Source organism: Qipengyuania sp. BR81-2 (assembly GCF_055693895.1).
Genome location: NZ_CM146344.1, coordinates 80,221 through 101,533, shown reverse-complemented (window position 1 = coordinate 101,533; position 21,313 = coordinate 80,221). Strand labels below are relative to the sequence as shown.

At 60.6% G+C, this 21,313-nt stretch carries 18 protein-coding genes; 11 read left to right on the top strand and 7 right to left on the bottom strand.

The genetic code is table 11. The annotated features are described in order from the left end of the window. Positions 1-7: 7 nt before the first annotated feature. The 5 genes from ACZ1G8_RS00475 to lepA all read left to right on the top strand — a co-directional run bounded on the left by ACZ1G8_RS00475 (position 8) and on the right by lepA (position 6,977). Positions 8-643: a PAS domain-containing protein gene (locus ACZ1G8_RS00475; protein WP_472679914.1), complete on the top strand. Its 636-nt coding sequence runs from the start codon at positions 8-10 to the stop codon at positions 641-643. Further along, a complete protein-coding gene (locus tag ACZ1G8_RS00470) occupies positions 543-2,213 on the top strand; it encodes an EAL domain-containing protein (protein ID WP_472679913.1) in 1,671 nt (556 codons plus the stop codon). Before ACZ1G8_RS00475 ends, ACZ1G8_RS00470 begins: the two co-directional genes overlap by 101 nt. Positions 2,214-2,324: 111 nt before the next feature. Then, positions 2,325-4,520, top strand: coding sequence for a putative bifunctional diguanylate cyclase/phosphodiesterase (locus ACZ1G8_RS00465; RefSeq protein ID WP_472679912.1), 2,196 nt, complete (start codon positions 2,325-2,327; stop codon positions 4,518-4,520). A gap of 121 nt (positions 4,521-4,641) precedes the next feature. Further along, on the top strand, positions 4,642-5,091 hold the full coding sequence (locus tag ACZ1G8_RS00460; RefSeq protein ID WP_472679911.1) for a DM13 domain-containing protein: 450 nt from the start codon (positions 4,642-4,644) through the stop codon (positions 5,089-5,091). A gap of 68 nt (positions 5,092-5,159) precedes the next feature. Beyond that, positions 5,160-6,977 (top strand): translation elongation factor 4, encoded by a 1,818-nt coding sequence (lepA, locus tag ACZ1G8_RS00455; protein WP_472679910.1) that lies wholly within the window; start codon positions 5,160-5,162, stop codon positions 6,975-6,977. A gap of 5 nt (positions 6,978-6,982) precedes the next feature. Here lepA and ACZ1G8_RS00450 read toward each other — a convergent pair whose 3' ends face one another. From ACZ1G8_RS00450 to ACZ1G8_RS00425, 6 genes are all read right to left on the bottom strand, one after another. Then, the gene (locus tag ACZ1G8_RS00450) at positions 6,983-8,983 is read right to left on the bottom strand and encodes a BbrUII/HgiDII family restriction enzyme (RefSeq protein ID WP_472679909.1); all 2,001 of its coding nucleotides are present in this window, start codon (positions 8,981-8,983) and stop codon (positions 6,983-6,985) included. After that, positions 8,973-10,016 (bottom strand): DNA cytosine methyltransferase, encoded by a 1,044-nt coding sequence (locus tag ACZ1G8_RS00445; protein ID WP_472679908.1) that lies wholly within the window; start codon positions 10,014-10,016, stop codon positions 8,973-8,975. Before ACZ1G8_RS00445 ends, ACZ1G8_RS00450 begins: the two co-directional genes overlap by 11 nt. Beyond that, positions 10,013-10,426 (bottom strand): very short patch repair endonuclease, encoded by a 414-nt coding sequence (locus ACZ1G8_RS00440; protein WP_472679907.1) that lies wholly within the window; start codon positions 10,424-10,426, stop codon positions 10,013-10,015. Before ACZ1G8_RS00440 ends, ACZ1G8_RS00445 begins: the two co-directional genes overlap by 4 nt. Positions 10,427-10,801: 375 nt before the next feature. Continuing rightward, on the bottom strand, positions 10,802-12,139 hold the full coding sequence (locus tag ACZ1G8_RS00435; RefSeq protein ID WP_472679906.1) for a methyl-accepting chemotaxis protein: 1,338 nt from the start codon (positions 12,137-12,139) through the stop codon (positions 10,802-10,804). Between the two features lie 88 nt (positions 12,140-12,227). Then, positions 12,228-13,493 carry a glutamate-5-semialdehyde dehydrogenase gene (locus tag ACZ1G8_RS00430; protein WP_472679905.1) on the bottom strand — a complete coding sequence of 422 codons (1,266 nt, stop codon included), beginning with the start codon at positions 13,491-13,493 and terminating at the stop codon, positions 12,228-12,230. 42 nt (positions 13,494-13,535) lie between these two features. After that, entirely contained in the window at positions 13,536-14,285 is a 750-nt protein-coding gene (locus ACZ1G8_RS00425) for a pyrroline-5-carboxylate reductase family protein (RefSeq protein WP_472679904.1), read from the bottom strand. A 246-nt stretch (positions 14,286-14,531) separates the two neighbouring features. On the opposite strand from ACZ1G8_RS00425, the gene proB reads away from it, so the two are divergent. The 4 genes from proB (at position 14,532) to ACZ1G8_RS00405 (ending at position 18,379) form a co-directional block, all read left to right on the top strand. Then, entirely contained in the window at positions 14,532-15,677 is a 1,146-nt protein-coding gene (gene proB, locus ACZ1G8_RS00420) for a glutamate 5-kinase (RefSeq protein ID WP_472679903.1), read from the top strand. Between the two features lie 236 nt (positions 15,678-15,913). Next, positions 15,914-16,087, top strand: coding sequence for a DUF465 domain-containing protein (locus ACZ1G8_RS00415; RefSeq protein ID WP_472679902.1), 174 nt, complete (start codon positions 15,914-15,916; stop codon positions 16,085-16,087). Positions 16,088-16,184: 97 nt separating this feature from the next. Next, the gene (nhaA, locus tag ACZ1G8_RS00410; protein WP_472679901.1) at positions 16,185-17,384 is read left to right on the top strand and encodes a Na+/H+ antiporter NhaA; all 1,200 of its coding nucleotides are present in this window, start codon (positions 16,185-16,187) and stop codon (positions 17,382-17,384) included. Further along, complete coding sequence (locus tag ACZ1G8_RS00405; protein WP_472679900.1) at positions 17,378-18,379, top strand: TerC family protein; 1,002 nt, start codon at positions 17,378-17,380, stop codon at positions 18,377-18,379. The genes nhaA and ACZ1G8_RS00405 overlap by 7 nt, the downstream gene beginning before the upstream one ends. On the opposite strand, the gene ACZ1G8_RS00400 is transcribed toward ACZ1G8_RS00405, so the two are convergent. Continuing rightward, complete coding sequence (locus ACZ1G8_RS00400; RefSeq protein ID WP_472679899.1) at positions 18,380-18,553, bottom strand: Flp family type IVb pilin; 174 nt, start codon at positions 18,551-18,553, stop codon at positions 18,380-18,382. A gap of 176 nt (positions 18,554-18,729) precedes the next feature. Between ACZ1G8_RS00400 and ACZ1G8_RS00395 the strand changes: the two genes are divergently transcribed. Both ACZ1G8_RS00395 and recN read left to right on the top strand, forming a co-directional pair. After that, entirely contained in the window at positions 18,730-19,530 is an 801-nt protein-coding gene (locus ACZ1G8_RS00395) for an outer membrane protein assembly factor BamD (protein WP_472679898.1), read from the top strand. Positions 19,531-19,602: 72 nt separating this feature from the next. Beyond that, entirely contained in the window at positions 19,603-21,267 is a 1,665-nt protein-coding gene (recN, locus tag ACZ1G8_RS00390) for a DNA repair protein RecN (RefSeq protein WP_472679897.1), read from the top strand. The last annotated feature ends 46 nt before the right edge of the window (positions 21,268-21,313 follow it).

Below are 21,313 nucleotides of genomic sequence, written 5' to 3'. Positions count from 1 at the left end.
AACGGGAATGGGCGGCTTCTTTTCCAAAAAGGCCAAGCGGGGTCATAGTGGTAACGCAGCCGCACCGGTCGTGCCCATTACTCCGAAGGATTTCGCGCGGCGCGTAGAACTTCTCGACAGCTTCGAAAATGCAGGCCTTGGATGGTTCTGGGCCACGGACGCGCACGGTCGACTCATCTACCTATCCGAAAATGCGATGGAACGCTTCGGCCTCCACCCCGACGAGACCATCGGCAAGCCGCTGACCGACCTCTTCATACCCTGCAGCCAGAACCCTGACGGGCAGCTGGCCGCAAGCGAACGTCCGCTGGCCTTCTATCTGAGCGCGCGCAACTCGATCGCGCAGATCGAGGTGCAGCTCGCTTGCGCGAAGAAGGTCGCCTGGTGGGAGCTGGCCGGCAAGCCGCAGTTCGATTCCAAGCAGCGCTTCATCGGCTATCGCGGCAGCGCCAAGGACGTCACCATTACTCGTGAATCCCAACGCGATGCCGAACGGCTGGCGCAGTACGATCTCGCTGACCGGCCTTTCCAACCGGCACCGCATGAACAAGGTGCTGGGCGCCAAGCTCACCGCATTCCGCAGCTCGAAACGTGTCTGCGCGCTGATGATGCTCGACCTCGACCGGTTCAAGCAGGTCAATGACACGCTCGGCCATCCGGCGGGGGACGAACTGCTCAAGCAGGTCGCCGCTAGGCTTGAGCGTATTGTCGGGGATCGCGGCGAGATCGGACGGCTCGGCGGCGACGAGTTCCAGATCATCCTGTCCGATGTCGACGATCGCGGAGAGCTGGGCGACCTTGCCGCACGCGTGATACAGATGGTCGGCCAACCCTATTCGATCAACGGTTCGCGTGCGATCATCGGTGTCTCGCTCGGCATTGCGATTGCACCCTACGACGGCCTCGACACGGAGGAGCTGGTCAAGGCGGCGGACCTTGCACTCTATGCTGCGAAAGGTGGCGGGCGAGGTCAGTACCGCTTCTATTCAGGCGACCTCAAGGAAGGCGCCGCATTGCGCCGCATGCTCGAGGAAGACCTGCGCGATGCGCTCGTCAATGACGAGCTGAGCATGCACTACCAGCCGATCGTCAAGTCGGACTCCTACAAGGTCGCCGTCTTCGAATCGCTCATCCGCTGGGAGCATCCGCAACGGGGCTTCGTGTCTCCCGACGAGTTCGTCGCGGTTGCGGAAGACCTCGGGATCATCAACGAGATCGGCGAGTGGGCCCTGCGGAAAGTGTGCGAGCATGCCGTCCAGTGGCCGGTCGAACTGCGCGTGGCGGTGAATGTCTCCGCGACGCAGTTCGTGCAGGAGAACTTCGTCGACGTGGTGAAGAGCGCTCTTCAAACCAGCCAACTCGATCCTGCGCGCCTCGAACTCGAGATCACCGAAAGCGTCTTCATCGGCGATGCCGAGCAGACCCAGGAAACCTTCCTCGCGCTGAAGAAGCTCGGAGTGCGGCTGGCGCTCGACGATTTCGGTACGGGCTATTCCTCGCTCAGCTATCTGCAGCACGCGCCGTTCGACAAGATCAAGATCGACCAGAGTTTCGTGCGCGGCGCGACCGAGCCCGACAACAACAATGCAGCGATCATGAGCGCAATTGTCGGCCTTGCCGATGCGCTGGGCATGGAAACCGTCTGCGAAGGCGTGGAGACCAAGGACGAGCTCAAGCTCGTGTCGTCGCGCGGTGCAACGCACATCCAGGGATATCTTTTCTCGCGTCCCATTTCGCACGAGCAAACGATGGAGAAGCTGGGAACAGGCGACCTCGTCTATGAACCGCGCGGTCCGGAGCATTCGCGCTCGGAACGCCGGAGCGTTTTCCGCCGGATCGGCGCGATTCACGACGACCATCGCTACAAGGTCGTGCTGCGCAACATCTCCAAGACCGGGGCGAAGATCGAAGGGCTGCTGGATGTACCGGTCGGAACCGATTTCGTGCTCGATCTGGGCGACGGTCAGCTGGCAGTGGCGAAGGTGCGTCGCTCGAAGGGCCATGCGTTAGGTCTCGAATTCGAAACCTCGCTGATCAGCGATGGCGCCGATGGTTTCTGCACGCGCCACCGCGTTTCGCCTTACGCCATCGAGGCTGCAGGCCGTCCGCTGGCCGCCCTGCCGTCGGATGCCTATGGCGCTCTGAAGGGACCGGGGGCCGTCGCGACTGCGTCCATTCCGCAGTTTGCCGAAGTGGAAGTCAGCGGCGGATAATCGCCTCGATTGCAGCGCTTTTTCCTAGCCGCGTTAGGTCAATACTAACCATTTCTCGCTAGGCCGGATGAACCAAAACGGGTTTGACGAGGTCTGACTGACATGGGCGCCATGCCCTTCACAGAATTTTTCAAGGGCAAGAAAGGGTCTGGCGGCGACCGGGGTGTACCCGCGCCTCCCGAATTCTCTGCCTCTGAAAAGCTCGCCATCGTCGAACAGCTGGAAAGCACCGGTGCCGCCTGTTTCTGGGCCACCGATTCCAAGGGTGTGCTGACCTATCTCAGCAATGCCATCTACGAACGTATGGGACGCAAAGCGGCCAAGGCTTTCGAACTTCCGCTGCAGCACGTTTTCGATCCTGCCGCCGGCGATGGCGATGCCCGTTCGCTGGGCCTCAAGCTAGGAACCCGCAAGAGCTTTGCCGGCCTGACCGTCGAGACGGGTGATCCGGATGCCGACCTCGTGCTGCGCCTCTCCGGTCGGCCACTCCATGACCGTTCCGGCGAATTCATCGGCTTCCGCGGCACCGCGACCGACATCACCGAGGAATATCGCAGCGAGGAGGAGGCAAGCCGCCTCGCCAAGTTCGATTCCTTGACCGGCCTCGCCAACCGTCACCGCATGGAGCAGCGGATCGATTCCACGCTCCATGCTTTCCGCAGCGCCAAGCGTGCAGCCGCGCTGCTGATGCTTGATCTCGACCGGTTCAAGCAGGTCAACGACACGCTCGGCCATGCAGCCGGCGACCAGCTGCTCCAGCAGGTCGCAGAGCGCCTCAACGGCGTTATCTCGAGCCGTGGCGAAATTGGGCGCCTGGGCGGTGACGAGTTCCAGATCCTCGTCCCAGATATGGACGACCGCGGCGAGCTTGGCGAAATGGCCAAGAAGATCATCCAGATCATCTCGCAGCCCTACTCGGTTGAAGAAGGTCGCTGCTCGATCGGTTGTTCGGTCGGTATCGCGATCGCGCCCTATGACGGGGTCGAGCGCGAAGAGCTGACCCGCGCAGCCGATCTGGCGCTTTACGCTTCCAAGAACGGTGGCCGCGGCCAGTTCCGTTTCTATGCCGCCGACCTCGAGCATGAGGCCAACCTTCGCAAGCGCATGGAAGACGACCTCGCGCAGGCGATCGATGCGGGCAATTTCACACTCGAATATCAGCCGTGTGTGGATCTTGGCAGCAACAAGGTCGTAGCCCTCGAAGCCCAGTATTGCTGGGAAGACGAGGAACGCGGCCGGGTCGCCCAGGAAACCTTCCTGCCGGTGGCAGAGGGCAGCCGCCTGATTGTCCCAATCGGCGAATGGGCCCTGCGCAAGGCTTGCGAAACGGCCAAGGAATGGCCCGAGAGCCTGCGGCTTTCGATCAATATTTCGCCCGTCCAGTTCGAGGCCAATGGCTTCGTCGAAATGGTCGCATCGGTGCTTGAGGAGACCGGGCTCGATCCTGCGCGTCTCGACCTAGAGCTGAACGAATCCGTCCTTCTCGGTGAAGCGAGCAAGGTCGACGGCGCGCTCGGCGCGCTGTTCAAGCTCGGTGTTCGCCTGACGCTCGACCAGTTCGGCACGGGCCTGTCGTCGCTTTCCTACCTGCGCCGCGCACCGTTCAATTCGCTCAAGATCGGGGCGAACTTCTTCGAGCCCATGATGGGTAACGAACTTGGCGATATGGAACTGGTGCAGGCCGTTGTCGCGCTCGCCGGCGCCATGGGCATGGAGACCGTCGCCAGCGGCGTTCACGCTATGAAGCTGATGAACGAACTCAAGAAGATCGGCGTCAGCAACGTCCAAGGCTTCGTCTTCTGCGAAGCGGTGAGTGCAGAGCGCGTGCTCGAGGAAATTGCGCAGGGCGAGTGGGTGCTCGAGCCCACCGATCAGGGCTCGCAGCGCGCCAGCCGCCGCACCGTTTTCCGCAAGATCGGCCTGATCCACGAAGACCACTATTACGACGTGACCCTACGCAACATGTCGCGCTCTGGTGCGATGATCCAGGGTCTCGAAGAGGTCCCCATTGGCACCCAATTCGTGCTCGACTTCGGGCAGGGTCAGCTTGCAGTGTGCACCGTGCGCCGTTCGATGGACGATACTCAGGGCGTGGAATTCGAACAGGAACTCGTCGACGACGGGGCTGGGGGACTTTGCACCCGCCACCGTGTCAGCCCCTATGCGCTTGCAGCCGCCGGGGCACCGCTCACCGCGCTTCCGCCCGGCAAATACAGCCAGGCGCCCGAGGCCGCACCGGGCAGTTTCGCCCAGTTCAAGCTGTCGGCAAACGCGCCCTCGCAGGGAACAGGCCCGCAGGCGGCATAAAGGCCCTAGATCGATCAGGTCGATCTTTCAAAGTCCAAATAATCGCTTTTGCCGTAACCAATCGAGGCAGGAGCGCGAACCTTGCGGTGTATCCAACGACTACACCGAAAGGTTTCCTACCATGTCCGTTCTCAAATCGATTGCCCCTATCGCACTTGCCCTCACGAGCACACTGACCGTTTTCGGGACAGGTGTCGGCGTCCTCCACGCCCAGCCTGCCGCAGCAGCCGAGTTAGCTTCCAAGGGCAGTTTCATCGGCGACCGCAGCCATCCCGCATCGGGCACCGCAACCGTCGTGCGCTTTAAGGGCGGCGGCTACGGCATCAAGCTCCATTCCGACTTCAAGGTCCGCGGCGGCCCTGACCTGCGTGTCTGGGTCAGCGAAGCGAATGCCCCGCGCGGCTCCAGCGCAGTGCGCTCGGCAGGTCACATCGACCTCGGCGGCCTCGATTCCTCGAGCGGCGAGCAGATCTATCGCCTGCCGGCCAATTACGACCTCGCCAAGGCCCAATCGGTCGTCATCTGGTGCCGCGCATTCGGCGTATTTTTCGGCGCCGCGCCGCTCAAGTGAGCCAAAAAGCGCCGAGAGGCGCGCATAGCTGCTGACACGGTCGTCGTTCGTCGCTAATTGCGCGGGCGATGACCGACCTTTCCAAGATCCGTAACTTTTCGATTATCGCCCATATCGACCACGGCAAGTCCACGCTGGCCGACCGGTTGATCCAGCATTGCGGCGGCCTGACCGCGCGCGAGATGTCCGAGCAGGTGCTCGACAACATGGACATCGAGAAGGAGCGCGGGATCACGATCAAGGCGCAGACCGTGCGCCTGAATTACACCGCCAAGGATGGCGAGACCTATGAGCTCAACCTCATGGACACGCCCGGCCACGTCGACTTCGCCTACGAAGTCTCCCGCAGCCTCGCTGCCTGCGAGGGCGCGCTGCTGGTGGTCGACGCGGCGCAGGGCGTGGAAGCGCAGACGCTCGCCAACGTCTACCAGTCGATCGAGCACGACCACGAGATCGTGCCCGTCATCAACAAGATCGACCTGCCCGCCGCAGAGCCCGACAAGGTCAAGGCTGAGATCGAGGACATCATCGGCCTCGACGCATCGGACGCAGTCCTCACCAGCGCCAAGTCCGGCATCGGCATCGAGGACACGCTCGAGGCGCTCGTCGCGCGCATCCCGCCGCCCAAGGGCGACCGCGACGCTCCGCTCAAGGCCATGCTCGTCGACAGCTGGTACGACCCCTACCTCGGCGTCGTCATCCTCGTGCGCGTGATCGACGGGGTCATCAAGAAGGGCCTCAACGTCAAGTTCATGCAGGGCGGCACGCAGCACCTGATCGACCGCGTGGGCGCCTTCACCCCGAAGCGCGTCGACCTGCCCGAAATCGGCCCGGGCGAGATCGGCTTCATCACCGCGCAGATCAAGGAAGTCGAACAGGCCCGCGTCGGTGACACGATCACCACGGTGAAGGGCGGGGCGGAAAAGGCGCTGGCGGGCTACAAGGAAGTCCAGCCCGTGGTCTTCTGCGGCCTCTTCCCGGTGGACGCCGCCGATTTCGAGAAACTGCGCGAAAGCATCGGCAAGCTGCGCCTCAACGATGCGAGCTTCAGCTACGAGATGGAAAGCTCCGCCGCGCTGGGCTTCGGCTTCCGCGCCGGCTTCCTCGGCCTGCTGCACCTCGAGATCATCCAGGAACGCCTCAGCCGCGAATACGACCTCGACCTCATCACCACGGCCCCGTCCGTGGTCTACCGCGTGCACCTCGCTCGCACGAAGAACGAGGACGCCGCCGTCGTCGACATCCACAACCCTGCCGACTGGCCGGACGTGAACCGTATCGACGTGGTGGAGGAGCCATGGATCAAGGCGGTGATCTACACGCCCGACGAATACTTGGGCGCGATCCTCAAGCTGTGCCAGGACCGCCGCGGCATCCAGACCGACCTCACCTATGTCGGCGGCCGCGCGCAGGTGACCTACGAGCTGCCGCTTAACGAGGTGGTGTTCGACTTCTACGACCGCCTGAAGAGCATCAGCCGCGGCTATGCCAGCTTCGATTACGAGCAGATCGGCCTGCGCGAAGGCGACCTTGTGAAGATGAACATCCTTGTCAACAACGAGCCGGTCGACGCGCTATCGCTGATCGTCCACCGCTCGGTCGCCGAAGAGCGCGGTCGCGGCATGTGCGAGCGCCTGAAAGACCTCATCCCGCGCCACCTGTTCAAGATCCCGATCCAGGCCGCGATCGGCGGCAAGATCATCGCCCGCGAAACCATCGCTGCCCTGCGTAAGGACGTCACCGCCAAATGCTACGGCGGCGACATCACGCGTAAGAAAAAGCTGCTCGAGAAGCAGAAGAAGGGCAAGGCCCGGATGCGCGAATACGGGAACGTGAGCATCCCGCAGGAGGCGTTTATTGCTGCGCTGAGGATGGGGGAAGAGTAGGCGCGCTAGGTCGCCGAGAAATCGTCGATTGCTGCCATCAACTTTTGCAGCTTATCTACGTCTTTGCGGTGTTCTAAATAGTCGCCATATATTTTCGTCGAAGTGTCGATAAGATTTTCGTAGAAAATTATCCTAGCTTCATGTGCATCAAGAACTTTCTGCGAGGCTGTTTCGCCGCCTGGATCAGCCCAATCCGTCGGCTCTTTTCCGAGAACGATAACTATTTCTACCGGTTCCTTGTCGAGATCGGCCTTCTTAAGGACCTTTGCCATCCCTGAGCGATACTTTGCTACTTGTTCAGCAAGTTTAAATGAAGTTGTAGACGCTTTTGGCCTCTTTAACTCGACGATCACGTGTTTTCCGGCGGTTTTTCGATAACCAATATCGATACGCGCCTTTCGTTCCTTCGCCGTAAGAGTTGAGGTAACTTGATCTATTACCTTGTTAACTTGTCGTTCCATGTAAGCGGTGGAATCTGCTCTTTCCCAAGCAGGATCGATTAGCCAAAGGTGATCAAACAAATATTTTTGTATTACCTTTTCAAGCGCGTTTTCTTCGACCTTGTCTTCTAGGGCTCTTAAAACGCCCACTCGGGATTTCACGATTTGACCATACAAATTCGCTTCGAGGCCATCTACCTCGGAGAATAGTTCTAGGAGGGTCGGTACCCCTTCATCTGTGATACTCTCAAGCCTATCGAGATTTTCATTAAGTCTATGGAATTCGAATGCCAGAACAGATTGCTTTATCAGAGATTTCTCTTCGGTGTCTGACGCTTCAATCTTGTTTAATTTCCCGATCCATTTCTTAGCTTTCACCCGAGTCGCAGGCTTTAAGGTCTCGATCCAGTCCTTGACCTCCGGTATTTTGAGCGCATTCTTCGCCCCAGAATCCACTCGGAGGGTGGCCCACTTATTCTGAATATACTTCAATTCTGTCGCGATGAATTCTTTGAGTTCGAGATAACGGGGGTCTCCCTCAACTAAACTTTGCCGACTGCTTGTGGCCGCATCATCATCTTTTGATTTATCGTCTACCCATAGATCGAGACCGTCGACACGTAGTTCGCCAATAAGATACCCTGCATATACTCCGCGTTCTGTGAAGGCATCGAGGATATCTTCTTGCGCCATTTTCCCGCGGACAAAGATCGCGATCCTGTTGAGGTTATCGCCGTCCTCATCATCTTTAAGTTGACTGGACTCTTTTACGGTCCCGAGCCAGCCAGAAACCTTTACCCCGCCCGGCGCTGCGCTCGTGCTGCGACTCTCCCTATGCTCGAGATTAGTAGCAAGTGCAGTCACGTCTTTCTGATTTCCGTAGGTCCAGACGTACTGTAGCTTGTCGTAGTATTCCCGATCTTCGACTTTTACTTCCGCCTTATCGATAAATACGCGAAAACTATCGGACTCAATGACCTGAAATCTGCGAGCGACACGTTTGCGGAGCGCCTTGGGCGTAGCTATCGTTTGCTTGCGTCTCAGGTTGGTGAGCGTGATGCGAGTGCCATGCGCAAAGTCGATCTTGGAGGCGCTTACCTCTTTCGGCGCGTAGGTCGTTGAATCATTTCCTCCCGCTTCTATTTTCGCCCTAATGTCCGGCAAATGCATTTTGAATGCATTGCGTTCGCCATTCTTTGCAGTCTCGATAAGGACAGTGTCGGCGATAGAGAAAAGTGAGAGTTTGCCGATGCCTTTTCGGCCCATCGGCTTACGTTTATGTTTCGGGGTGAGGCCTGGCTGCCCGCTTCTTCGGCGATAGCCGACCGTCAAGAATCTGGCGTTAACTTCATCCTCGGTCATACCTAGACCATCATCTTTGATGACGATCTTAGTCTTCGGTCTATTCCAGCTAATCTCTACGCATTCGGCGTCAGCGTCGTAGGCATTTGCTACGATCTCTGAGAGGACGGCCGCCATGTTGCTGTAAAGGTTGATCCCGAGGTGCTCTAGGGAATTCAGACTAATAGTCAGTTCATATTTATCTTTGGATTTTTTATCGGTCATTTATTCTGCATCCAGCAATTATTGTTTTACCGATCGCTTGGCCTAAATTCACCGGGACCGCGTTTCCAATCCACCGTCCAACTTCTTTCATATTGGGCCTATCGTCCGGCGGCAAAAACTCATATTCTGGTGGAAAGGACTGAAGGATCGCCGCTTCTCGAAGGCTAATGGCCCTATCCTGCTCAGGATGGCCAAATCGACCATTTCCGAAGCCAAAGCACTGTGTTGTCATCGTAGGGGCGGGATCGTCCCAAGTCATCCGGGCATAAACGCCAGGATAGGTTTTCCCACTCGCTCGACGATGACAGTCGGCACGCAGTTCTTCGGGCCAGTCTCGCCAAGTGCCGCCAGGCTTGGCCGCCTTCATTCGCCTCATATTTAATTCCGATAGCGACGAAGAGGTGTGAAGGGGGTCTATCGGGTGCTTCGCTCCTGCTTCGATAGGCGGGAGATGTCCAATCGCATCCTTCACCGTCAATCCGACATTCGCGGCGGGAATGAGAGGGCCGATTTTCCTCCCCCGCGCGGCTACTACAACCAACCGCCGTCGCTTCTGAGGCACACCGAAAAGTTCGCATTTCGCAATCGTGGCTCGCACTGGATAGCCAGCATCGTTGAGAATCTGCTTGAATTTTCGAAAGACTTCACCGCCCTTGTATCGCTTCAGTGCGGGCACATTCTCCATTGTCACGAAATCGGGCTGTACTTCGGCAGCCAACCGCGCGAATTTTTCGACCAGCCCCCACTGGGGGTCTTCGGCATAACGTTGCTTGTAGGTGGAAAACGGCTGGCATGGGGCACAGCCCGCCAAAATGGTGGGAGCAGTTCCGGAGTAATGCTTCTTGATCTCGCTGGCGCTCAGGTCGCCTACATCTGCCTCGATGAATTTGGCGCCGTTGTTCTTCTCGTATGCGTGCTTGCATCGAGCATCAGTGTCGTAACCGGCCAGAATATTACAACCGGCAAGTTTCAAGCCATGGCTCAGGGCCCCGACACCACAAAATAGGTCTACGACTTCCGGTTTCGCAGTCATTGCGTCATCTCCAAAAATCGGATCAGACGATCGGATAGTTGCTCGGGTTCTTCGGCCTCGCACTGCCACACGACCATCGTTTCCCACCCCATAGCTCTCAAGTCGCTCAAGTTCTTATTATCTCTCATGATGTTATCGTCAAATTTCTTCTGCCAGAAATCCACGTTTGTCTTCGGTGTCGTGGCCTTTCTGCAATTGTGCCTATGCCAGTAGCAGCCATGAACGAAGATCACTTTCTTCTTTCCCGGAAACACGAGATCTGGGCTACCCGGGAGGTCTCGCCGATGAAGGCGGAAGCGGTAGCCCAAACGGTGGGCCAAGCGCCGCACAACCATCTCCGGTTTCGTATCCTTGCCGCGAACACGCGACATCAAGCTACTGCGTTCTTCAGGACTGAGGTTATCCACCATGAGGGTGGTACTAGGTAACGATGCGCGACGAAGCGAGGGGTCTTTTGTTTGCGCCCTCAAACGCCGGGCGCGACGCGTCCGCGTCGCTTGGCTTCCTCGCATAAGCTCGGCCGGCCGGTCGGCCTTGCGGTCCGCTGCTCGCGGACCGGATCGGCGCATGACCACCGGTGTTTTGGCTGCTCGGATCCAAACGTTGTTTCCTACATGAGCGCAGCTGACTAAGCCGTCACCTCAAACAACGCCTCACACGCCAAAAACCGGCAAACCCCGGGCTTCCGGCACCCAAATCGAAGGGGAAAACTTTTCCGCCTTGGACCGTGTTCCATCCGTTCCACCCTGTAGGATGACCGAGGGGCTTGCGGGGTCGGGCGGGGCCTAGGCGGCGATGTCGTTCAGGAACTCGCCGACGGCGGTTTCGAGTTCGCCCAGCTGGTCGGTGATCAGCGCGAACATGTCCTCGACGCGGCTGCACTGCTTGTCGACGTCCTGCGCGGCGGTGCTGACGCCGGCGATGGTCTCGGCCATGGAGCTGGCGGTCATCGCGGTCTCGTCGATCATGCTGGCGATGCTGGTCACCTGGCCGGTCTGCTCCTGCATGGTGCGCTCGAAGGCTTCGCTGGAGTTGCTGACGGCGCCGATGTGATCGCTGATCGAGCGGTTGGCCTCGACCGTGCGGTCGCCCGAGGAGCGGATCTCGGCGATGCGGCGGACGATGTCGTCGGTGGCGTTCTCGGTCTGGCGGGCGAGGGCCTTCACCTCCTCGGCGACGACCGCAAAGCCTGCACCGGCTTCGCCCGCGTGGGCGGCCTCGATGGTGGCGTTCAGTGCGAGCATGCGGGTGAGGTCGGCGACTTCGCGGATGATGTCGACGACGTTGGCGATCTCGCGGGTGTCCTTGCCGAGCGTCTCGATGACCTCGCTGGCGTGGAGGGCCTGGCCGGCAGCATCGCGGCTCGCCTGGCTGATCGCGCCGACGGAGCCGCGCACGTTCTCGATGCTTTGGACGAGGTCGCCGCTCTCGCGTGCGGCATTGCCCATGACGGTAGCCGACTGCTCGGCGGCAGCGGCGATCTCGGCGGCGTCGGAGGCCATCGAGGTGGTCGATCGGCGGGCGCGCTGGGCGAGCTTGGTGACGAGCGAGCTCCGCTTGGTGGTCTCGCCGACGAGTTCGGCAATGGTGCTGTGGAAGCGCTCGGCGATCTCGGCGCGGCGGGCTTCCTCGAGGCGGCGAGTGATGCGGTTGAGGCGGGCGACCATGAGCTCGGCCGTGATGCGGTCGACGGCTCCGAGGACGAGCATGCGCGCCTCGCGGTCATCCTTGTCCGAGGCGTGCGCACTGGCGAGCTGGGAGGCGCGCGAGAAGACGTGGTGGAGCACGCCGACGACGCGGTAGGGCACGGCAGCGTTCTCGTGCGTCCAGTTGCCGAGCGAGGCGGCGGCCTTCATCCACGCCTCGTCGACCGGCTGCGTGAGGCGGCTGATCATCCAGTCGCGGAACTGGGCGCACGACTTGTCGATGTCGCAATCGGTAGAGAGGTTGCCGCTATCGCGCATGCTCTCGAGCGAAGGGCGCAGCGGTTCGAGGATCCAGTCGATCTCGCCGACGATCTCGCTGCCGATTTTCCCCAGCAGGTCCTGTTCGGCAGCGCCGATACCAAACGCTTCGAGGCGTCCGTTTACTTCGATGCGGTTCTTGCCGTTGCTTGCAGCCATGCGGCCTGTGTCCCCCGGGAATAAATCTCGGGGGAGACCATAGCCCTAGGTATTTACCTTATGGTTAACGCGGCGTTTGAGATTTGGCTCAGGGACGCGTCTGGCCGGTGCCGTGGACGAGGTATTTGAAGCTGCACAGTTGTTCGAGGCCGACGGGGCCGCGTGCGTGCATCTTGCCCGTCGCGATACCGATTTCGGCGCCCATGCCGAATTCGCCGCCATCGGCGAACTGGGTGCTGGCGTTGCGCATGACGATCGCGCTGTCGATCGCGGTCATGAAGCGGCGCGCAGCATCGTCATCCTCGGTCATGATCGCATCGGTGTGGTGCGAGCTGTGCTCGTCTACCCACTCGATGGCTTCGTCGAGACCGCCAACGACCTTCACCGAGGCGATGGGGTCGAGATATTCGGTGTTCCAGTCGGCTTCGGTCGCGAGCTTGATGCTGCTGTCGATCGCGACGGCTTCTTCATCGCCGCGCAGTTCGCAGTCGCTGCCCATGAACGCGGTGAGACGGGGGACGAAATCCTTCGCCACGGCGCGGTCGACGACGATGCTCTCGGTCGCGCCGCATACGCCGGTGCGGCGCAGCTTCGCGTTGCGGATGACCTCGGCCGCCTTGTCGAGGTCGGCCGCCTCGTGGACGTAGCTGTGGCAGTTACCGTCGAGGTGTAGGAGCGTGGGGACGCTTGCCTGGTCGCGAACCAGTTCGACGAGGCCGCGGCCACCGCGCGGAATGACGAGGTCGACGAATTCGTCGGCCTTGAGCAGCGCTGCAACGGCGTCGCGATTGGTAGTGCCGACGGTCTGCACGGCGTCTTCCGGCAGGCCTGCTGCCTTGAGGCCCTCGCGCATACAATCGACGATGACCCGGGTCGAGTGGCGGCTTTCGCTGCCACCGCGAAGGATCACGGCATTGCCGCTCTTCAGGCAGAGCGCGCTCGCGTCCGCGCCGACATTGGGGCGGCTTTCGTAGATCATGCCGATCACGCCGATGGGGACGGCGACGCGTTCGATGCTGAGGCCGTTGGGGCGCTCGAAGGTCGCGAGCGTGCGGCCGACAGGGTCGGGCAGCTCTGCAATCTCTTCCAGCGCACCGGCCATGCCTTCGACACGGTCTTCGGTGAGCTTCAGGCGGTCGATGAAGCTGTCAGGCTTCTTGCCCTCGACGCTTTTTACGTCCTTGGCATTGGCAGCGAGAAGCTCATCCATCGAGTTGCGCAGTGCCTTGGCGGCTTCGCGCAGCGCGGTGTTTTTCGCCTCGGTGCTCGCCGAGAGCAGGCCCTTGGCTGCTTTACGGGCATTCTGGCCGAGCGTGGCGATATGGATCTGGGGATCTAGCGTCTGGTCGTTCATGATATCTCTCTGTTTGTTTGCGGGGCAGGAGGCGCTGTGATGTCAGCGCAGCTCGACCGCCCTGTCGTAAGCTGCCTGCAATGTAGCATGCAGGCGATCGGAAAGGCCATCGTCAGAATTGAGCGCATCGAGGCCTGCGGCGGTGGTGCCGCCCTTGCTGGTGACCGAATTGCGTAATTCCTCGAGGCCTGGTGCTGATGGTTCGCTGGCCATGGCGACTGCGCCGCCCATCGTGCCGAGCACCATATCGCGTGCCTCGTCCTCATCGAAACCCTGCGCCATCGCTGCCTCGGAATAGGCGCGGGCGATCTCGAAAACGTATCCGGGGCCTGAGCCTGCGACAGCCGTCACGCGGTCGAGCTTCTCTTCACTGTCGACAGTGATGGTCGAACCGGCCCGGCGCATGAAGGCCTCAGCATGCACGAGGTGGTCGGACGAGGCGTGGGGACCAGGGCAGATGCCGCTCACTCCGCGGCCGATGGCGGCCGGCAGGTTAGGCATGGTGCGCACGACCGGCGCATCGCCCAGCAGGCGCGATAGGCGCCCGGCGGAATAGCCCGCGGCAATCGAAAGGATGTAGCCACCCGGCGCGAGGTTATCGCGATACGCGGGCATGACCTCGTCGATTAGCTGCGGCTTCACCGCTGCAACGATGCAGTCGAAGTGCTGCGAGGCGATTTCCTCGCGGTCGGGCACCAGCGTGACCCCTTCAGGAAGGTCGCTTGCCATCGGGTCGACGACGGTAACCGATTCGGGTCCGACCACCCATTGCGACAGTAAAGCGGAACCCATTTTTCCGCATCCGATAATAAGAACTGAATTGATGATCTTAGAAATCCATTCCCGTGTAAATCACACGTTATGTAAGTCTTGAGTTTATTTGAATGTAAAATATCGATTCGAGGACCGTAGATTTGTTCTGATGTGATTAAGGCTCTCTACTTGCGCATTCGATATTTTGGAAAAGTCGGTTGTGCACTGCACAATCCCTATCTACATTGTATGCGAGAAATTTCAAGTTATGCAGATATTCGGAATATGACCCAGAAACGAAACATCGTTGTTAAAATCGGTTCGGCGCTTCTCGCGAACCAGGACCTCCTGACGCCGCGCTACGGCTTCCTCCAGCGCCTGCTGGAAGACATCGCCGTACTGCGATCGCAGGGCTTCAATGTAATCCTTTGCTCCTCCGGCTCGGTCGCGCTCGGCTTGCGTATCATCGGCGAAACGCCGGACAGCGCGGGAGTTTCCGACAAGCAGGCAGCTGCCGCATGCGGAATGCCGCTATTGCTCAACGCCTATAAGCAGGTGGGGCACGAGTTCGGCTTCGAAATCGCGCAGGTTCTCCTGACCCTCGGCGATTTCGAGGACCATCGCCGCTTCCTCAATACGCGCAATACGGTCCATCGCCTGCTGGAATCGGGCATCGTGCCGATCGTCAACGAGAACGATACGATTACCACCGAGGAAATCCGGGTGGGTGACAATGACCGTCTGGCCGCCAAGGTTTCGCAGATGGTCGGGGCGAGCGATCTCATCATCTTGACCGGCGTAGACGGCCTCTACGACCGCAATCCTGACGATCCCGAGGCGCGATTTGTGCCAGAGGTCGAAGACGTGAACAAATATATGAACGCAACCAAGGGCAAGAGCACGCTTGGCACGGGGGGCATGGAAACCAAGCTCCAGGCAGCCAATATGGCGCAGGAGGCAGGCGTGACCACCTGGATTGCCCAGGGTGAGATCGATCGTCCGCTTTCGACTGTCCTCAATGGTGAGCGCCGCGCGACCAAGGTCATCCCTAATCCCAATCCGCTTTCAGGCTGGGACAGCTGGATTGCCAACCGTCTGCAGATGGCCGGCAGCATCGTTGTGAGCGAGCAGACGGCAGATGCGCTCGGGAAGGGCGACCGCCCGATCTCGCGTAGTGACATCCTTTCGATGGATGGCGATTTCACCCGCGGCGACGTGCTGCATGTCTACGACAGCAAGGGCATTGAGCGGGCAAGGGGGCTCAGCGATTTCACGTCTGAGGAGTTGCGCGTCCTGATCCACAATCCCGAAACCGGCGCGGAACAGCTGCTCGGCTACAAGACCCGGGGCGAGATCATCCGTTCGAACAACCTCGTAATGCTGGAGAACCGCCACCTGCTTTGGGAAGCCCCCGAAGCGATGGTCGGATGAACCGCTCACAGAAATCGACGAAATAAATCCGGATCTTCTTGGAACCAGACTGATCCTGTCGTATTTAAGTTTTTGCGGACCGGGCCCCTCTGGCGGGTGTCTTTCCAGGCACTCGTGATGTCGGACCGTATCGGATTAGCCGATGCGAGCTGGTGGGCCCCTTTCCCCTCCCAATCCCAGCCCACGGCCGCATCGGCTATCCGATCGAACCCACGATTTCGATTGCGGAGGTCACGATGACGGCCCGGATGTACAAGCTTACCCAGATTCATCAGCGTATCGACGAGCGCTTGCGGCTCGAGGCGCGCAAGGCGAGGCCCGATGGTCTCGAGATCTTGCGCCTCGCCACTCTGAAAGCGCGCGCGAAGAATGCACTGGCTGTGCTGACGGGTCGCGCAGTGCCCGCCTGAGGCGGGCCATAGCCATTTAAATTACGAAAACCGGCACCCCCGGCAATACCGAGCGTTGGTGCCGAAAAGTTTTCGTCAGAAAGACAGGGGCCCGAGAATGGTCAGAGCGATAACACCCATGCTGCGCGACTTCCTCCAGAAGGAAAGCGCAGGCGGCATAGTCCTTATTCTTGCAGCCGCATTGGCGCTCGCCGTTGCTAACTCGCCCCTGTCGGCGGGCTATTTCGGTTTTCTCGACATTCCTGTCGTCGCCGCTTTCGGCAGCTTCGTCATCGACAAGCCGCTGCTGCTCTGGATCAACGACGGCCTTATGGCGGTCTTCTTTTTCCTCGTCGGTCTCGAAGTCAAACGCGAGGTCCTCGAGGGCCAGCTATCGAGCTGGAACAAAGCGTCGCTCCCGCTGATTGCCGCGATCGGCGGTATGGCCATCCCCGCGCTGGTCTTCATTGGCCTCAATCTGGATTCGCCCGACAACATTCGTGGCTGGGCTATTCCCGCCGCAACCGATATCGCTTTCGCCCTCGGCATTCTCTCGCTGCTGGGCCCTCGCGTCCCCGTGGCCCTCAAGGCGCTGTTGCTCGCGATCGCGGTGATCGATGATATCGGCGCGATAGCCATCATCGCCTTGTTCTATTCGGGCGAGCTCGACACCGGCATGCTCGGCGCTGCCGCGATTGTATTCGTACTCATGCTCGCTCTCGGTCGCGCCAAGGTCCAGTCGACCATTCCCTACATCCTGCTCGCGATCCTGATGTGGGCCTTCGTGCTCAAATCGGGCGTTCATGCAACGCTGGCCGGTGTGGCTGCTGCCATGACGATCCCGCTGGATGCAAAGAGCGATCACGGACCGCTTGAGCGGATGGAGCATGCGCTCCACCCTTGGGTAGCCTTCCTGGTCATCCCCGTGTTCGGCTTTGCCAACGCCGGTGTGACGTTGGTCGGCCTGCAGCCTTCGGCGCTGCTCGAGCCGCTGCCCCTCGGCATCGCGCTAGGCCTTCTTATCGGCAAGCAGATCGGGATCTTCGGCTTCGCCTGGCTGGCCGTGAAGGCAAAGCTCGCGGAGCTCCCGGACGAGGTGAACTGGCGCCAAATCCACGCGCTTTCACTTCTAGCCGCGATCGGTTTCACCATGAGCCTGTTCATCGGCAACCTTGCCTTCAGCACACCCGAGCAAGTGGATGCCGTGAAGCTCGGCGTCCTGTCCGGTTCGACCATTGCGGCGATTGCGGGATACATCCTCCTGAAAATCTCGCTGCCCGCCGGCGAGGCTGAGAACGAGATCGAAAAGACATGGTAGAATTTCTCGCGCAGGACTGGCTCGGAACCCCCGTTTGGTTCTGGGCCGCCTTCCTGACGATTGTCATCGTCCTGACGGCATTCGATCTGGGCGTCCTGCACAAGGAAGACCGCGAGCTCGGCATACGTGAAAGCCTCAAGCTATCGGTCTTCTATATCGGCGTAGCTTTGCTGTTCGGCCTGTGGGTCTGGTTCGAGCGCGGTCCTGAATCGGGGATGCAGTACTACACTGGGTTCTTCATCGAGAAGGCGCTGTCGATCGACAACGTTTTCGTGATCAGCCTGATCTTCACCTATTTCGCCATTCCCGCGAAGTACCAGTATCGCGCGCTCCTCTGGGGCATTATGGCGGTAATCGTCTTGCGCGGCCTGATGATTGCCGGTGGCGCGGCCCTGCTCGCCGAGGCGTATTGGGTCCTCTACCTGTTTGCAGCCTTCCTCGTGGTGACCGGCATCAAGATGTTCTTCGCCGGCGACGAGCCGATGGACGTTGGCAACAATCCCTTCGTGAAGTGGATATCGCGGCACATGCGCGTGACGCCCGAGCTGCACGCCCAGAAGTTCTTCGTGAAGGTGAAGGACGAGAAAACCGGCCGCATGGTGCGCGCCGCAACGCCGCTATTCCTGGCGCTGGTGGTGATCAATCTCGCGGACCTGGTGTTCGCGGTGGACAGCGTACCGGCGATCTTTGCGATCACGACCGACACCTTCATAGTCTACACCTCGAACATCTTCGCGATCCTAGGTCTGCGCGCGCTTTACTTCGCGCTGGCGGCGATGGTGCATCGCTTCCACTACCTGAAGTATGCGCTAGCGGCGGTCCTGGTGTTTATCGGCAGCAAGATCTTCGTGGCGGATTTCCTGCTGGATGGGGCGAAGTTCCCGGCGTGGATCAGCCTTGGTGTTACTGCTGCGCTGATTGCGGCAGGCGTGCTCTATTCGCTCTGGAAGACCAGAGGAGAAGAAGAGGCCGACTGGCCCGCAGTGAAGGAATGATCAGACGTTGGCAGTGGACATGGTCGTGCTGACCGTGTCCAGGGTCGCCCCGAACTCGTTGCCGAGGGTCTGCATTGCCGCGATAGCGGTCACGGCGATGAGCGCAACGATCAGACCGTATTCGATCGCCGTCGCGCCTTTGTCGTCCTTAAGGAAGCGCTTGATTGCGTTCATTTTTGCCAAATCCCGTCCATGATTCTGCGGGGTGAGCCGCATCGCTGCCAATATTTGGCCACGTTTCCTTAAAATCCACTTAAGGGTTCACTCACATCTCGGCGGCTCGACGCACGGGGAAATCCTTACGAACTTCACTTGGCGTTCAGCAGGGTGCTGGCTATAGGCTCGACCCTATGAACACTGTTTCGCGCTTCCGCCGCCTGCCGGCCATCGGCACCGTCCTCGCCGCCACCGTATTCCTCGCGGCCTGCGCGGGTTCGGGTTCCGCCCCGAGGGACACTGCCTACGTGGCCCGCGACGTGGAGACGCTTTATTCAGAGGCGAAGGACCGGCTCGATCGCGGCAACGCGCCGCTCGCGGCTGCTCTCTTCGACGAGGTCGAGCGCCAGCATCCCTATTCGCCTTGGGCCCGCCGTGCGCAGCTCATGAGCTCGTTCAGCTATTACGTCGCGAGCGATTACAACAAATCGGTGCAGGCAGCGCAGCGCTTCCTCTCGATCCACCCGGGCAACAAGGACGCGCCTTATGCCTACTACCTGATCGCGCTCAACTATTACGAGCAGATCAGCGACGTGCAGCGCGACCAGAAAATCACCGAGCAGGCACTGACGGCTCTCAACGAAGTCGTCCGCCGCTTCCCGCAGACCGAATATGCCGCCGATGCGCGTCTCAAGATCGACCTCGTGCAGGATCACCTCGCGGGCAAGGAGATGGAAATCGGCCGTTTCTACCAGCGCTCGGGCAAATGGATTGCCGCGCAGGTGCGTTTCCAGAACGTAGTCGACGATTACCAGACGACCAGCCACGCGCCCGAAGCGCTTTATCGCCTGACCGAGACCAGCCTCGCGCTGGGCATTCCCTCGGAAGCGGTGAAATATGCTGCCGTCCTCGGCGCGAACTATCCGGGCAACGAATGGTACGAGAAAGCCTACGAGCTTGTTCAGGACCACGCGCCGGGCGTCACCGCCAGCTGATAAGCCAAATATTCACACCCGATCATAACGGGAACGGTGACGCGGGCTTTGGCCTGCGTTAAGGGATTGGGGATGCTGACCCGCCTGTCCATCCGCAACATCGTGTTGATCGAAGCGCTCGATCTCGATTTCGGGCGCGGCCTCGGTGTGCTCACGGGCGAGACGGGTGCGGGTAAGTCGATCCTGCTCGATTCGCTGGGGCTGGTGCTGGGCAATCGCGCCGACAGCGGGCTGGTGCGCGCTGGCGAGGAGAAGGCCAGCGTTTCGGCGAGCTTCGAGTTCGCCAAGCTTCCCGATGCGATCGCCGAGGCGCTCGATGATGCTGACATCGAGATCGAGCCGGGCGAACCGCTCATCATCCGCCGCCAGCTCAAGGCGGACGGGGGCAGCAAGGCCTTTATCAACGATCAGGGAGTTGGCGTGGCGCTTCTGCGTGAGATTGCCGGCGCCTTGGTTGAACTGCATGGCCAGCATGACGATCGCGGGCTGGTCAATCCGCGCGGTCACCGCGCGCTGCTGGACCGGTTTGCCGGTTCGGATTCCGCGAAGGTCGAACAGGCCTGGACCAAATGGCGCAGCACCGAGGCTCGGCTGGCCGAAGCGCGCGAAACACTCGAACAGGCGAAGCTCGATCAGGACCTGCTGCTCGCGCATCTTGCCGAGCTGACCGCGCTTGAACCGCAGGCGGGTGAAGAGGCCCGGCTGGCGGAAGCGCGCGCCGACATGCAGAAGGGCGAGCGCCTTTCGGGCGATCTCGAAGAGCTCCGCCATCTCTGGGAAGGCTCGGACTCGCCGCTCGCCTCGCTGCGTGTGGCTGCCCGGAAGCTGGACCGGATCGCGCCAGAACATTCGCTGCTGGCCGACGCATTGGCCTCACTCGATCGCGCCGTGATCGAGGCTGGCGAGGCAGAAGAGAAGCTGGAAGCTGCCGCAGCGGCGCTGGTCCATGACCCTGCCGCTCTGGAAGAGGCGGAAACCCGCCTGTTCGAGCTGCGCGCTCTGGCCCGCAAGCACCGCTGCGAAGTCGACGAGCTGCCCGAGAAGATCCGCGAGATGCGCAGCCAGCTCGATGCGATCGAAGGCGGCGAGGCCGAGCTCGATGCGCTCGAAGCCGCCGCAGAAGAAGCGGGCAAGCGCTACCGTGCCGAGGCTGAGTCGCTGCATGCGAACCGCGTGGCTGCGGCATTGCGTCTCGACGAAGCCGTCGCGGCGGAACTTGCGCCGCTCAAGCTCGATGCGGCTCGTTTCAAGACGGCTGTGACCGCGCTTCCGGAAGAGCGCTGGGGCGCGCATGGGGTCGACAGCGTCGAATTCCTCATCGCCACCAACCCGGGTGCCGATTTCGCGCCGCTCGCGAAGATCGCCAGCGGCGGCGAGCTATCGCGCTTCATCCTTGCGTTGAAGGTTGCGCTGGCCGAGCAGGGCGGGGCAGCGACGGTAATTTTCGACGAGATCGATCGCGGTGTAGGCGGCGCAGTGGCCAGCGCTATCGGCGAACGCCTCGCAAGGCTGGCCTCGGACGGACAGCTGCTGGCTGTAACGCACAGCCCGCAGGTCGCTGCGCGCGGGCAGATTCATTACATGATCGCCAAGAGCTCCGACGGCACGGTGACACGCACCAGCGTGGCGCTGCTCGACGAGGCAGGTCGCCAGGAAGAGATCGCTCGCATGCTCTCGGGTGCTGAAGTCACGCCCGAAGCGAGGGCGCAGGCGGATCGATTGCTTGAGGGAGTGTGACCGTGCGAATCGTTGGCTACTTGATGGTTTTGGTTCTCGGCGAGGC